Raw genomic sequence first — 13,220 nt, 5'->3', positions numbered from 1 at the left:
TAGAGATGAAATCAATACGTGTACTAGTAGCAAAGCCGGGTCTTGACGGCCATGATCGAGGGGCATTGATCATCGCTCAGGCGCTCCGCGATCATGGGATGGAAGTCATCTATACAGGACTTCGTCAGTCGGCAGTTCAAATCGCAAGAGCGGCCATACAGGAAGATGTCGATGTCGTCGGGTTGTCTTCTCTCTCCGGTGCCCATAAGTCTTTGTTTCCTAAAGTGGTGGAAGCGTTGGCTGCACAGGGGGCTTCTGACATTCCGGTCATAGGGGGGGGAGTCATACCTGCAGAAGATATTCCATTCCTTGAGTCGCATGGCGTGAACAAGATATTTACGAGCGGTTCCCCGACAGATGCGATAGCCGTTTATATCAAGCAGCTCGTCCAAAGGGATATGTTCGAAGAGCCGAAACGCATCGCGCACATCGGAATTGCCGTTATGAGCATTGATGCCGTTCTTCCTTTTTATCAGCATACGCTCGGTCTGTCTTTGGAAGCGGTGGAGACCGTGGATTCGGAAGGAGTGCGCGTAGCTTTTTTGAAAATCGGTGAAACGAAGATAGAATTACTGGAACCTTTAAACGATAAGTCTCCGATCCAGTCTTTCTTAACGAAGAAAGGGGAAGGAATCCATCACATCGCAGTGGAAGTCGATCACTTGGATGCCCGTTTGAAGAAATACAAGGAGCAGGGGGTACGTCTAATCCATGAGGAACCGGCTGTGGGAGCCCACGATACGAGAGTGGCGTTCCTTCATCCGAAAGCGGCAAACGGTGTGCTGTATGAAATGGTAGAAAGCAAGGAGGATGAGTGATGGATATTTTTGATAAAATAAATGAACTGTATGATAAACGGCGCCAGGTTGAGCTTGGCGGCGGAGACGACCGCATTGAAAAGCAGCATGAAAAAGGAAAGTGGACGGCGCGTGAGCGGGTGGAATACCTCTTGGATGAAGGGACGTTTGTCGAGCTGAATCCTTTTATGGAGCACAGGCATGACGCATTCGGTATGGATGGGAAAACGGCTCCCGGGGAAGGAGTTGTCACCGGATTCGGGAAGATAAACAACCGCGATGTCTATTTGTTCGCTCAGGATTTCACTGTATACGGAGGTGCCCTTGGCGAAATGCATGCCAAGAAGATTGCGGCAGTTATGGATCTCGCGGTCAAAAATGGAACGCCGTTTATCGGACTTAATGATTCCGGCGGAGCGAGAATTCAGGAGGGCGTTTCTTCTTTGGACGGATATGGTCAGGTATTTTATCGGAATTCTATTTATTCCGGAGTCATTCCTCAGATTTCCGTCATTATGGGGCCGTGTGCAGGCGGTGCCGTTTACTCTCCTGCTATCACGGATTTCGTCATTATGGTCGAAAAGACGTCGCAGATGTTCATTACAGGTCCAAAAGTCATAGAAACCGTAACGGGAGAGAAGATTTCTGCCGAGGACCTCGGTGGGGCGGGCGTTCATAATTCCTTGAGTGGGAACGCTCATTTGAAGGCAGCAGATGAAGCGGGTGCATTGGACGCCGTCCGCGATCTGCTTTGCTATCTTCCTCAAAACAACAAAGAACTGCCGGAAGTACTGGAGGGAAGCGAAGAGGATGACTATCGACCCGATCTGACTGATAAAATTCCATTCGATCCTGTTCGCCCTTATGATGTACGGATCATTATTGATGAAGTGGTTGACGATCAATCTTTCTTTGAAATCCATAAAGACTTCGCAAAGAATATTGTCGTCGGTTTCGCCCGCATAAAAGGGAAGTCCGTAGGGCTCGTCTGTAATCAGCCAAAGTACATGGCAGGGGGGCTCGATATCGACTCCAGTGATAAGGCGGCCCGTTTTATTCGAACATGCGATTCCTTTAATGTTCCTATCATAACATTTGAAGATGTCACCGGTTTTTTCCCGGGGATCAAGCAGGAGCACGGGGGCATTATCCGCCACGGAGCAAAAATCTTATATGCCTATTCTGAAGCTACCGTTCCGAAGCTTACGGTTATTACACGGAAAGCATATGGGGGGGCATACGTCGCACTGAACAGTAAATCGATAGGTGCAGATCTTGTTTTTGCCTGGCCCAATGCGGAGATAGCCGTCATGGGGCCGGAAGGGGCAGCGAACATTATATTCGCAAAAGAGATCAAGGACAGTGATGCACCGGAAGAGACAAGGAGTAGGAAGATTGACGAATATCGGGAGCGGTTCGCTAATCCATATGTCGCTGCAGGTCTCGGCATGATTGATGACGTCATTGATCCAAGAGAAACACGGAAGGTGCTTATTCGTTCGTTGGATATGCTAAGGAATAAGCAGGAGGACAGACCGTATAAAAAGCACGGAAACATCCCGCTCTGATTGACACGACTCTCCAGTTCCGCTAACGTACTAAGTGGAACGTGTTACATATGAAGGAGGACCTATAGATGGTAGCAATCAACAAAGAACGTTTATTGGAAGAATTTCTGGAACTGGTTCAAATTGATTCGGAAACTGGTCAGGAAGCGGAAATATCCCGTGTGTTAAAAGATAAATTCGAAGCGCTTGGGCTTGAAGTACTTGAAGACAATGCCGCGGAAGAAACCGGACATGCCGCCAACAACCTTATTTGTAATTGGAAAGGCACGAAGGAAGGGGTCGATACGATCTACTTTACGTCTCACATGGATACGGTCGTCCCCGGGAACGGCGTCAATCCTTCCGTAGAGGACGGGTATATCATTACAGATGGAACGACGATATTGGGGGCGGACGACAAAGCGGGCTTGGCCGCTATACTGGAAGCTATTCGATCTATTGAGGAAAACAAAGTAGAACACGGGGATATCCAGTTTGTCATCACTGTCGGAGAGGAAAGCGGTCTTGTCGGAGCCAAAGCATTGGACAGCACGCTTCTTAAAGCGAAGTTCGGCTACGCTATCGACAGTGACGGGCAGGTGGGAAACATTATTATTGCAGCGCCTACCCAGGCAAAGATCAATGCCGTCGTTAAAGGGAAAACAGCCCATGCTGGTGTAGCGCCTGAAAAAGGTGTCTCGGCGATTACGCTTGCGTCCCGCGCTATTGCTAAAATGCCGCTTGGCCGTATCGATGATGAAACGACTGCCAATATCGGACGTTTCGAAGGTGGACAGAAAACGAATATCGTTTGTGACCATGTCGAAATTTTGGCTGAAGCCCGTTCCCTGAACCCTGCTAAGATGGAAGAGCAGGTAGAGAAAATGAAACAGGCGTTCTTGGAAACGGCAGAAGAAATGGATGGAGATGTTGAACTTGATGTCCAAGTGATGTACCCGGGCTATAAGCAGGCAGCCGGGGACGAAGTGGTCGAAGTCGCAAGGGCTGCAGCCAAGCGTATCGGCCGTGAGAGTGAACTGTTGACGAGTGGTGGAGGAAGTGATGCGAACGTCATCGCGGGACACGGCATTCCTACCGTCAATTTAAGCGTCGGCTACGAGGAGATCCATACTACGAACGAACGCATGCCGGTCGGTGAGTTGGAGAAAATCGCCGAATATGTAACAGCAATCGTAGAAGAAGTAGCAAAATAATTTTACAAGAACCTTCCCGTTTTTAAAGGGAAGGTTTTTTTATCTTCCTCCGGACATTACTTGGGAATATTATTCCGAGGTCCTTTTCATGATTAACCGGCTCGTTTTTGATATAATGGAAGAACAGATGTTCTAATGAAGGAAGAAGGGAAGTTGTATGTCATCGAAATGGTACCCAAAGAACGGCCGGGTCATTTTTCATGTGGATATGAACAGCTTTTATGCATCCGTCGAAGCTGCCTATGATCCGGCTTTGAAAGGGAAACCACTAGCGATTGCAGGAAACCCTGAAGAACGGAAGGGGATTGTCGTAACGAGCAGCTACGAAGCCCGTAAATACGGGGTGAAAACGACCATGCTTGTCGGTGAGGCCAAACGTTTATGTCCGGATTTAATCGTCATGCGCCCCAATTTCGAAAGGTATCGGGCTGCATCAAAAGAAATGTTCAAAATCCTTTCCGATGTGACGCCGACTGTCCAGCCCGTTTCCATCGATGAAGGGTATATGGATATAACGGACTGTGAGGATCAAGGCTCCCCTCCTGAAATTGCAGAAAAAATCCAGCAGCGCATAGCGAATGAGCTGGATCTCCCCTGCAGTATAGGAATTGCGCCGAACAAATTCCTTGCCAAGATGGCATCGGATATGAAAAAACCGATGGGAATTACTATTTTAAGGAAACGAAAGCTTGATGAACAGCTTTGGCCGCTTCCAATTGAAGAAATGTACGGTGTAGGTCAGAAAACAGCAGAGAAGCTCAGACGGCTTGGGATAGAGAACATTGGACATCTTGCTTCCCATTCTGCTTTAGAGCTGAAGAGGGTCCTCGGTATTAATGGAGAGCGGCTTAAAAATCGTGCCAACGGATTAGATGACCGCCCCGTTGACCCTGATGCTGTTCATGAGTTCAAAAGTATTGGAACTTCAACCACGCTGCCGGCAGACACGGTGGATGATCATGAGATCCGCTCCGTTCTCCGCCGCTTATCAGGTAAAGTAGAGGCAAGGATGAAGAGCAAAAATGTACTGGCCCGGAATGTGCAGCTGATGATTCGTTATCATGATAGGAAGACCGTTACAAGAAGCAGACAACTGCGCGATTTCATTGCGACGACAGACGACTTATTCCAAATCGCCATCCGGCTTTTCGATGAGCATTGGAATCAGCAGCCCGTCCGTCTGCTTGGAGTGACCGCAAGTGATCTCGCAGAGAAGTCCGAAGTTACCCAGCAGCTGGACCTTTTCAATTATGAGCAGTATGCGGGGAAAGAAAGGCTTTACAAAGCGATCGATGAGCTTACGGATAAATATGGGAAGAACCCGTTCCGGAGATTGACGGACAAAGAGGAGAGTCCAGTGACGACCAGTTTTCAAAAGGATTTCCTTGATGATTTTAAAAAGTGATTCCCAGGAATGAGCCTTCTTTTCTGTTTCATACTAAACAGGAAGGGAGGTTTTTTCTTATGGGTAGAGATCGTCAGGAGAAGAAATTGAAGCGTTCTGGAAAGGTTCAGTCGGATCGCGATCAAAAGTTGAGTTACAATGGTGCAACGATGATGGAAGGGCCGGAAGAAGCCCGGAAGCGCCGATAAAAGAAGGAGTGTTTTCTATGGGTGGTAAACGAATGGGTCCGAAACAACAGAAGCAGCCGAATTTACCTTTAGGACCGGATCAGGGTTACGGGGAACCGGCACAAGGTTCTCATAAAGTGAAGACGGCCAATCATTCCCGCCAGAAACAAAAGTCATCCCATGACATGTGAGTCGATTCTGGCATAACTTGACAAGGATAGTTACAGGAAGGAAGGTCAAGATAGGATAGAGGAGGATGATTAAAATGCCGGAACGAATTGTGGCAGTCAGAAAAAACGGACAAGGCAGCATTATAGAAATGCAGTTATCGTCTGGAGATGTTGTCGATTATAAACAGGCACACGAAATGGCGCGCAACGGGGAACTGGAACATGTGAACCTCATCAGAGGGAAGGATGGAGAAGACCATCTGCGCAGTGAACCGGATGGCATTACCTCCAACAATCTGGATAACCTTCCAACCTTTTAATGTTACAGGAAGAGCATATGCTCTTCCTGTTTTTTGGTTGTTGACGAAAAGAGAACAGCACTTATGTGATATAATTATGAAATATAAACGTATATATATTACATAATTATGTTGACTTCTCTCCTGCATGAGGTACACTTGAAATGAAACATTGTAAATATTATATTTCATATTTTAATTAGAGGGGTGCGCGGATGGCTATTTCAGTCCAGAACGTAGAGAAAACGTATCAAAGCGGAGAAGTGAAAATAGAAGCGTTAAAGCATGTGACATTAGATATTGATGATAACGAGATCGTAGCCATTTTAGGGCCTTCAGGGTCCGGGAAATCGACTTTATTAAATGTGATCGGAGGCATAGACCGCTGTGATTCAGGGACGGTTATCATGAACGGATTGGACCTTAGCACCTGCAAAGATAAAGAACTTACAGAATATCGAAGAAAACATGCGGGGTTCATATTTCAGCAATACAACTTGATTCCGACTTTAACAGTGAAAGAAAATATTGAAGTCGGAAGAGAACTGAGCAGCCGACCGCTTGATATGGAAGAAATACTTGGCAAGGTCGGGATGTATGATAAGAGGGATAAATTCCCTTATCAGCTGAGTGGAGGAGAACAGCAGCGTGTCGCCATTGCGCGTGCCTTGATCAAAAACCCGGAAGTTCTTTTATGTGATGAGCCAACTGGTGCCTTGGATGAAGAAACCGGAAAGAAAGTCCTGGCACTGCTCCGCTTCGTTCAAGAAACATACGGAACGATGGTGCTGATTATCACCCATAATCAGGGAATCGGAGAAATGGCGCATAAAGTCGTCCGAATGAAAAGCGGAGCAATCGTAGAGACGTATAAGAACGAACAACCTGTTGATCCGGAGAAGGTGAAGTGGTCATGATTCTTCGGAAGTCTGTGCTTCGTACCCTGAAAGAGAGGAAGTTTCAATACGGCGGGGTCATGCTCCTGCTTATGCTTGCGGTCATGCTTTACGTCAGTTTATCTATGGCAATCGCTGCCTTGGATAAAAGAAATGAAACATTTATAGAGGATTACAGGCAGGAGTCTTTTCATATAGTTACGAGCGAAGAGCCGTCGGCCCGCCTGCTTACCAGTTGGACTGATAAATATGAAGCAACGCTTGAAAAGCGGAAATTTAAAGATCTGCAGGTATCCGAATCGTCTACGCTTCGCCTCCTTACTCCTACGGAAAAGATAAATAAGCCCTACCTTTCAGAAGGAAAGATGCCGAATAATGCCGGTGAAGTTGCCATCGCACCGGTTTTTGCAGAGGCCAATGGGATTTCCATCGGAGATGAGTTGGAAACGGAGGCAGGCGTTTTAGAAGTCACTGGTTTTGTATATTTGCCTGATTATATCTACATGGTCAAGGAGCAGACGGACGTGCTGAGCCATGCAGAGGCATTTGGTATCGGTGTTGCCACCGAAGAAACCATCGATCATTTTCCGGGAAACGCAAGGACAGAGGTTCTCGGGATGTCCGTAGAAAACCCGGATCGATTCATGGAAGCCATTCGTCAGGAGATTTCCGTCCTGCAGTACGTTCCGGCTGATGAGAATGCAAGAATTCAGTACGTCGAGACAGAGATCGAAGGGGCGGAACGTATGGTAACGACGCTCCCGCTGGTCATCCTTGCTCTCTCCGTATTCATGGTGCTGCTTTTGATGAAGCGCAGGATCGATATGCAACGGCGGGAGTTAGGTACGCTGATGGCGATGGGGTACAGGAGGGGAGAGTTGATGAAGCATTACTTGACCTATGCCTGGGTCATTGGTTTATCCGGTACCCTTTTAGGAGTGGCTGCAGGTTCCTTGTTATCCCTGCCGTTATCTGATTTGTACGCAGTTTATTTCAACTTGCCGGCTTTCGAAACCTTTACCTGGAATCTCTCTGTTCTTATCATCGGCCTTCTTGTACCGGTGGTGCTCCTTTTATTATCTACAGCGACACTCATTTGGCGTGCGCTTCAAAGTGACCCTTTGACGCTGCTTCGTCCAAAGGAGATGAGCAGAGGGAAGAAATCCTGGTTGGAAAAGCTGCCCTTTGTGAGGAATGGAAGTTTCCTGCGGCGTTTCAGGCTGCGGCTGATCATTCGCAGTAAAGCGAGGGCGTTGTACGTGTTCGCCGGGGTTATTTTCTCGTCGGTCCTGCTGCTTATCGGTCTCATCACCTTTCAAAGCATGGATCGACTGGTAGAGCAAACATACGAAGAAATACAGGCTTATAATTATGCTGTCCACTATTCAGGAATCAAGACTGCGGATCCGGAAGAAGAGGCCAGTCCTTTCACAATGACAAATCTATCCGTCAAGGGAACAGACGTAACGATCAACGGTTTCGGCATAGATCCCGAAACAGATCACATGCGGTTTCAGGCCGGAGGAGAGAATATGAACGAGCGTTTGAAAAAGGGAGCAATTCTCAGCGCACCTTTGGCTGCCGTACTGAAGGTGAAGGAAGGGGATACGGTTACCTTTCATGGAGAAGGCGGCGAACTGCGTGCAAAGGTCACCGGTATTGCCGATATGTACATCGGAAACAACGTGTTTCTCGAGAGGACACAGATGAATGAAAAGCTCGGTCTTCCTGAGAACGGATATACGGGGGTATGGCAGGACCGGAAACCGGAAACCGCCGATGATATCTATATGGTTGAGGACAAACAAAGGCTGATGGACAGCTTTGAAGCCACTTCAGGAGCTACTCGCAGTTCTGTACTAGTTATGGCAGCTTTCGCATTTTTTATCGGTGTACTTATATTGACATTGCTGATCCATTTAATCGTCGAGGAAAACAGCTCCTCCATTTCCTTGCTTAAAGTCATGGGATATCGTGATGAAGAAATTTCCAAGTTGCTGCTGCGTGTTTACACGCCTGTCGTTTTTCTCGCCTATTTTGTTTCCATTCCACTTGCCGGCTGGTCCCTGGAACAGACGATGAATTCATTGGTGGAAGAAACGGGATTCCTTCTCCCGACGGATGTGAACGTGTGGATGGGGGCCATCGGGCTGGCGGCCATCGGTTTTACCTATTGGTTCTCCCTGTTTTTATCCAAACGGAAATTAAGGAAAGTATCGCTTCAGGAAGCACTCAGTAAACAAGCAGAGTAGGGAGGAGGCCTGTTTGTAACATAAGGAAATGCTTCTGGAATAAAAGAAGCAAGAAAAAGTCAAGGGAAGTATCCCTTGACTTTTTTGTATTGTATGATCAGCCGAATATCCGTTTCATGATGGATAGTCCCAAACTAGAGCCGGGGTAGCGGAAACTTTGGTCGAATTTCGTAGTTTGTTTCGTAATACTCTTCGAATGAGAGAACGTATCAAAACTTGCTTGTCCATGATAACTGCCGATTCCACTTTCTCCAACCCCTCCGAATGGGAGGTGGGGGTTGATAATGTGATAAAGGGTGTCATTAATGCATCCGCCACCGAATGAAATGGAAGACAGGATCTCCTGCTGATCTTCTTCCGACTCTCCGAAGTAATATAAGGCAAGCGGCTTTGGTTTTTCTGTGATCTGTCCTGTGACTTCTTCCAGGGAATCATACGTCAGGATAGGAAGAATCGGCCCGAATATCTCTTCCTGCATGACAGGGTCCTGCCAGGAGACTTGGTCAAGGATCGTAGGCTCAATTTTTTGATTCCTTTCATTAACGGCGCCACCTGATACGATGGTTCCGGAATCCAGGTAGGCAGCGACACGATCGAAGTGTGCCTTGTTTACAATCCTTGTATACTCTTCATTATTTAAAGGATTGGAGCTGTAGAATTCTTGAATATACGCCTGCAGAGATTTCATAAGCTCCGCCTTAACTTCATGATGGACGTACAGATAGTCCGGTGCAATGCACGTTTGCCCTGCATTGGTGAACTTACCCCAGACAATTCGTTTCGCTGCCAGGTCGATCGATGCATCCTTATGGACGATGGCAGGGCTTTTCCCGCCTAATTCAAGTGTGACTGGGATGAGACGTTTCGCTGCCTTCTCCATAATGATCCTTCCTACAGGCACGCTGCCGGTAAAGAAGATGTAATCCAGCGGCTGATCGAGAAGCTCCTGGGTAACCTCTTTGTCCCCTTCGACGACGGCTATGAATGCAGGGGGGAAGTATTGTTCGATCATTTTTTTTAATACCCAGGAAACCGTAGGCGTCAATTCCGATGGTTTTATGATTACTGTGTTTCCGGCTGCGACCGCTCCGATAACAGGGGCAAGCGCTAATTGAACCGGATAATTCCAAGGCGCGATGATGAGCACCGTACCATATGGTTCTTTCATAATAAAGTTTTTGGAGCCGGTGTGAGTTAACGGCGCTTTTACTTTCTGCGGTTCCATCCATGATTTCAACTGTTTGAGATGATGATCTATTTCGCTTTTTAAGAAGGCGATTTCAGATGCGTAAGCTTCGTATTCGGATTTGCTCAGGTCGAATTTTAACGCTTCCAGAATCGGCTTCTCAAAGGTTGACAGCATCTTCTTCATTGTTAAAAGCTGTTCTTTACGGAAGGAATAGCTTTTTGTATGTCCCTCTTTGAACCATGCTTTCTGCTGCTGCACGATGGTTTGCATAAATTATCCCCCTTAACGGTTTCTGCTTATAGTATGACGATAGAAATCATGGGCAATCGTCGTGTTCGGAAAGATAGAACGTGCCTCTTCCGCCAACTGTTCCACGGCTTTCCCTTGATACCTTGAGGATACATGGTTGAGAATAAGTTCGCCGGCTCCCGCTGCATCTGCCAGTGACGCAGCCTGCTTGACTGTGGAATGATAATAGTCATATGCCATCTGTTCTTCATCACCGGCAAACGTCGCCTCGTGAACGAGGACATCTACAAGCTGAAGTTTATCTGCAAGGGAGGGGAGGTATCTGGTATCCCCGAGAATGGCCAGCTTTCTGCCCTTCTCCGCAGGGCCGAGCACGTCGGAACGATGGATAACCCGGCCGTCTTCCAATCGGGTCGTTTCCTGCTCTTTGATCGTCTGGTAAATCGGCCCGGGCTGTATGCCGAGTTCCTTTAATCTGTGCGGCTGCAGTTCTCCTAATCTGTCTTTCTCTTTCAAAAGATACCCGTAGCTTTCGAGGCCGTGTTGTAATTTGACGGCTTCTACAATGAACTGATCGTCTTCGAAAAGCATCCCTTCCTTTACTTCCACTACGCGGAGCGGATAGCGGAGGTGGGTGCCGCTGAGCCGAAGACTCCAGTCGATATACTCTTTCAATCCTGCCGGGCCGTAAACGGTTACAGGCGATTCGCCACCCTGGAAAGACCGGCTGCTCAGCAGACCGGGAAGACCGTAGATGTGATCTCCGTGCAGGTGGGTGATAAAAATGACCTCAATGCGCCGAGGGCGGAGGTTCGTGTTCAAGATTTGATGCTGCGTTCCTTCACCGCAGTCAAAGATCCATGTCGTACCGCGCTCTTCCAGCATGCGGAGTGCCAGAGAAGAGACGTTGCGTTCTTTTGAGGGGACTCCTGATCCCGTTCCGAGAAAAAATAATTCCATCATACATTCACTCCTACTACCATCTACCCCCATCATACCACCTGGGGGCGGGGAACACACTTCTAATATAGAAAAAACCTGCCGGCTGAAAGCGCGGCAGGTTCGTTCCTTAAAGAGCGGATCACCATGCTCTTGTGTACTGAATCGGTCCTTCGAGGGGATATCCAAGCTCATCGGCAGCCTGCTTGGCCCAGTATGGGTTGCGCAGAAGAGGCCTCGCAAGAAAAATCAAATCCGCCCGGTCGTTCTGGAGAATTTCTTCGGCCTGGTTTCCAGTCGTAATCAGCCCGACAGCCCCTGTATCGATAGAGGCACCTTCTTTCACTTGTTCAGCGAATTTCACCTGGTATCCAGGGTACGGTTCGATGCTTGCCGGAACGACTCCTCCTGAACTGACATCGATCAGGTCCACGCCCTGTTTTTTCATTTCCTCGGAGAAATAGATGAAGTCTTCCATCTGATTTCCGCCTTCCCGGTACTCTTCACCGGAGATGCGTGTGAACAATGGTCCATCCCATACCTCTTTAACGCCCTTGATAATTTCTTTAAGGAAGCGGTATCGGTTGGCACGGCTTCCACCATATTCATCAGTCCTTTTGTTTGTAAGTGGAGAAAGGAACTGGTTGATCAAATATCCGTGAGCCGCATGAAGTTCGATAATATCGAATCCTGCGCGCTTGGAACGGGAAGCGGCTTCTCTGAAGGCATCGATGGTCCTGTCGATATCCGCTTTCGACATTTCCGTAGGTACTTTCATGGAAGAGCTGAATGCTTCTTGCGTCGGTGCGAAAATCTCATCGCGTAAATTGGCCTTCCTGCCGGCATGGGCCAGTTGGATGCCTGCTTTTGCACCGTGACGATGGATGCCTTCATTTATCTGCTTCAATCCTTCGATTTGTTCGTCTTCCCATATTCCGAGATCTTCATGGGAGATACGCCCTTCCGGGAGGACGGAAGTTGCTTCAATGATGACCAGTCCTACCTGTCCTGCCGAACGGCTCTCATAATGAGCCAAGTGAAAAGGCTGGACTTTTCCGTCCTGGTCGTGAGCTGAATACATGCACATAGGTGACATGACGATTCGATTCTTCAATGTAACATCTTTTACTGTATAAGGGTGAAATAGTTTGTGCTTCATGAACGATCCTCCTATGGATGATGAGGTGTACCCTCGTATAGAACGGGAGGCACCATAAGTATAAAATATCAAAGGACGATCGATCGTGCGAATAATTAGGCTCGGTGCAGAAGGCAGGGAGGAGGCTGTCTTCTCCAAGACGCTTCAGACGGGAGGTTATTTTCGAACTTTTTCTTTTGCCAGGTCCCTGTATTCCAAAGCCTGGTGCGGGACGTCCGTAAAGATACCGTTCACACCGAGCTGGTAGCATTTTTTCATCAACGCCGGCCTGTTCACCGTATAGATCCGCAGGTCCAATCCTTCCTTCCGGCATTTCTTAGCGAGCTTCTTGTCCAATAGCCGGTGCTTAACGTGAAGAGCATCGGCTCCTATGGATTTCGCATACTGGCACAAATCCCGCATTTTCGTAGAGGTGAGAAAGGCAGTTGGAACAGAAGGGTTGATCTCTTTCAGTCTCACAAGGGAGTCCGGGTTGAAAGAGGAGAAGACCGTCCTTTCGAGCACCTGATGCCGCTTCAGAGTATCGTAGACGATCTGTTCTATATTCTTATAAGGAATGACATTTGTCTTTAATTCTATATTCAAAAACATAGGTTTATCATGGAACCACCGCAGGAACTCTTCTAATGATACAATATAGGTGTCAGAATATTCAGGGGAAAACCAGCTTCCGGCGTCAAGCAGACGCAGCTGGGCATACGTGTAGTCCTGAACAAATCCTGTCCCATTTGTCGTCCGGCGGAGGTTTTCATCGTGTATTAACACGGGAACTTGATCTTTGGTCAGCTGCACGTCTGTTTCGATTCCGTCTGCGCCTGACTCCGCAGCGATCTCGAAGGCGGGCATCGTATTTTCCGGCGCTAATTTGCTTGCTCCTCTATGCGCAAAGATCAATGTTTTCATAAAGATGCACCTCTTCCAGATAGACTTTGTGTTT

General features: G+C 47.8%; 13 protein-coding genes. 9 read left to right on the top strand and 4 right to left on the bottom strand.

The window, feature by feature from the left end; translation table 11 throughout:
- Window positions 1–5: 5 nt before the first annotated feature.
- The 9 genes from mce (at window position 6) to QRD89_RS11305 (ending at window position 8,747) form a co-directional block, all read left to right on the top strand.
- Window positions 6–818: a methylmalonyl-CoA epimerase gene (mce, locus tag QRD89_RS11340; protein ID WP_286095292.1), complete on the top strand. Its 813-nt coding sequence runs from the start codon at window positions 6–8 to the stop codon at window positions 816–818.
- The gene (locus QRD89_RS11335; protein ID WP_062514126.1) at window positions 818–2,365 is read left to right on the top strand and encodes an acyl-CoA carboxylase subunit beta; all 1,548 of its coding nucleotides are present in this window, start codon (window positions 818–820) and stop codon (window positions 2,363–2,365) included. Before mce ends, QRD89_RS11335 begins: the two co-directional genes overlap by 1 nt.
- A 68-nt stretch (window positions 2,366–2,433) precedes the next feature.
- Window positions 2,434–3,558 carry a M20/M25/M40 family metallo-hydrolase gene (locus QRD89_RS11330; protein ID WP_008639051.1) on the top strand — a complete coding sequence of 375 codons (1,125 nt, stop codon included), beginning with the start codon at window positions 2,434–2,436 and terminating at the stop codon, window positions 3,556–3,558.
- A 157-nt stretch (window positions 3,559–3,715) separates the two neighbouring features.
- Window positions 3,716–4,963 (top strand): DNA polymerase IV, encoded by a 1,248-nt coding sequence (locus QRD89_RS11325; RefSeq protein WP_008639052.1) that lies wholly within the window; start codon window positions 3,716–3,718, stop codon window positions 4,961–4,963.
- Between the two features lie 59 nt (window positions 4,964–5,022).
- Window positions 5,023–5,151 carry a YpzI family protein gene (locus QRD89_RS19250; protein WP_008639053.1) on the top strand — a complete coding sequence of 43 codons (129 nt, stop codon included), beginning with the start codon at window positions 5,023–5,025 and terminating at the stop codon, window positions 5,149–5,151.
- A 17-nt stretch (window positions 5,152–5,168) separates the two neighbouring features.
- Window positions 5,169–5,321: a small acid-soluble spore protein P gene (locus QRD89_RS11320; RefSeq protein WP_026577233.1), complete on the top strand. Its 153-nt coding sequence runs from the start codon at window positions 5,169–5,171 to the stop codon at window positions 5,319–5,321.
- Between the two features lie 74 nt (window positions 5,322–5,395).
- Window positions 5,396–5,620: a DUF3892 domain-containing protein gene (locus QRD89_RS11315; protein WP_008639055.1), complete on the top strand. Its 225-nt coding sequence runs from the start codon at window positions 5,396–5,398 to the stop codon at window positions 5,618–5,620.
- 194 nt (window positions 5,621–5,814) lie between these two features.
- Window positions 5,815–6,516: an ABC transporter ATP-binding protein gene (locus tag QRD89_RS11310; RefSeq protein ID WP_286095291.1), complete on the top strand. Its 702-nt coding sequence runs from the start codon at window positions 5,815–5,817 to the stop codon at window positions 6,514–6,516.
- Window positions 6,513–8,747 (top strand): ABC transporter permease, encoded by a 2,235-nt coding sequence (locus QRD89_RS11305; RefSeq protein ID WP_286095290.1) that lies wholly within the window; start codon window positions 6,513–6,515, stop codon window positions 8,745–8,747. Before QRD89_RS11310 ends, QRD89_RS11305 begins: the two co-directional genes overlap by 4 nt.
- A gap of 97 nt (window positions 8,748–8,844) precedes the next feature.
- Here QRD89_RS11305 and QRD89_RS11300 read toward each other — a convergent pair whose 3' ends face one another.
- The 4 genes from QRD89_RS11300 to QRD89_RS11285 form a co-directional block, all read right to left on the bottom strand.
- Window positions 8,845–10,206, bottom strand: a complete 1,362-nt coding sequence (locus QRD89_RS11300; RefSeq protein ID WP_286095289.1) for an aldehyde dehydrogenase — start codon at window positions 10,204–10,206, stop codon at window positions 8,845–8,847.
- Between the two features lie 12 nt (window positions 10,207–10,218).
- Window positions 10,219–11,145, bottom strand: coding sequence for a ribonuclease Z (gene rnz, locus QRD89_RS11295; protein WP_008639255.1), 927 nt, complete (start codon window positions 11,143–11,145; stop codon window positions 10,219–10,221).
- A 121-nt stretch (window positions 11,146–11,266) separates the two neighbouring features.
- Window positions 11,267–12,283, bottom strand: coding sequence for an NADPH dehydrogenase NamA (gene namA, locus QRD89_RS11290; RefSeq protein ID WP_026577237.1), 1,017 nt, complete (start codon window positions 12,281–12,283; stop codon window positions 11,267–11,269).
- Window positions 12,284–12,439: 156 nt separating this feature from the next.
- On the bottom strand, window positions 12,440–13,186 hold the full coding sequence (locus tag QRD89_RS11285; RefSeq protein WP_008639260.1) for a glycerophosphodiester phosphodiesterase: 747 nt from the start codon (window positions 13,184–13,186) through the stop codon (window positions 12,440–12,442).
- Window positions 13,187–13,220 lie beyond the last annotated feature (34 nt).

It is taken from the genome of Halobacillus sp. ACCC02827, assembly GCF_030291935.1.
Classification (GTDB): Bacteria; Bacillota; Bacilli; order Bacillales; family Halobacillaceae; genus Halobacillus.
The sequence above is the reverse complement of the archived record's forward strand: the minus strand, read 5'-3'. Positions and strand labels throughout refer to the sequence as shown.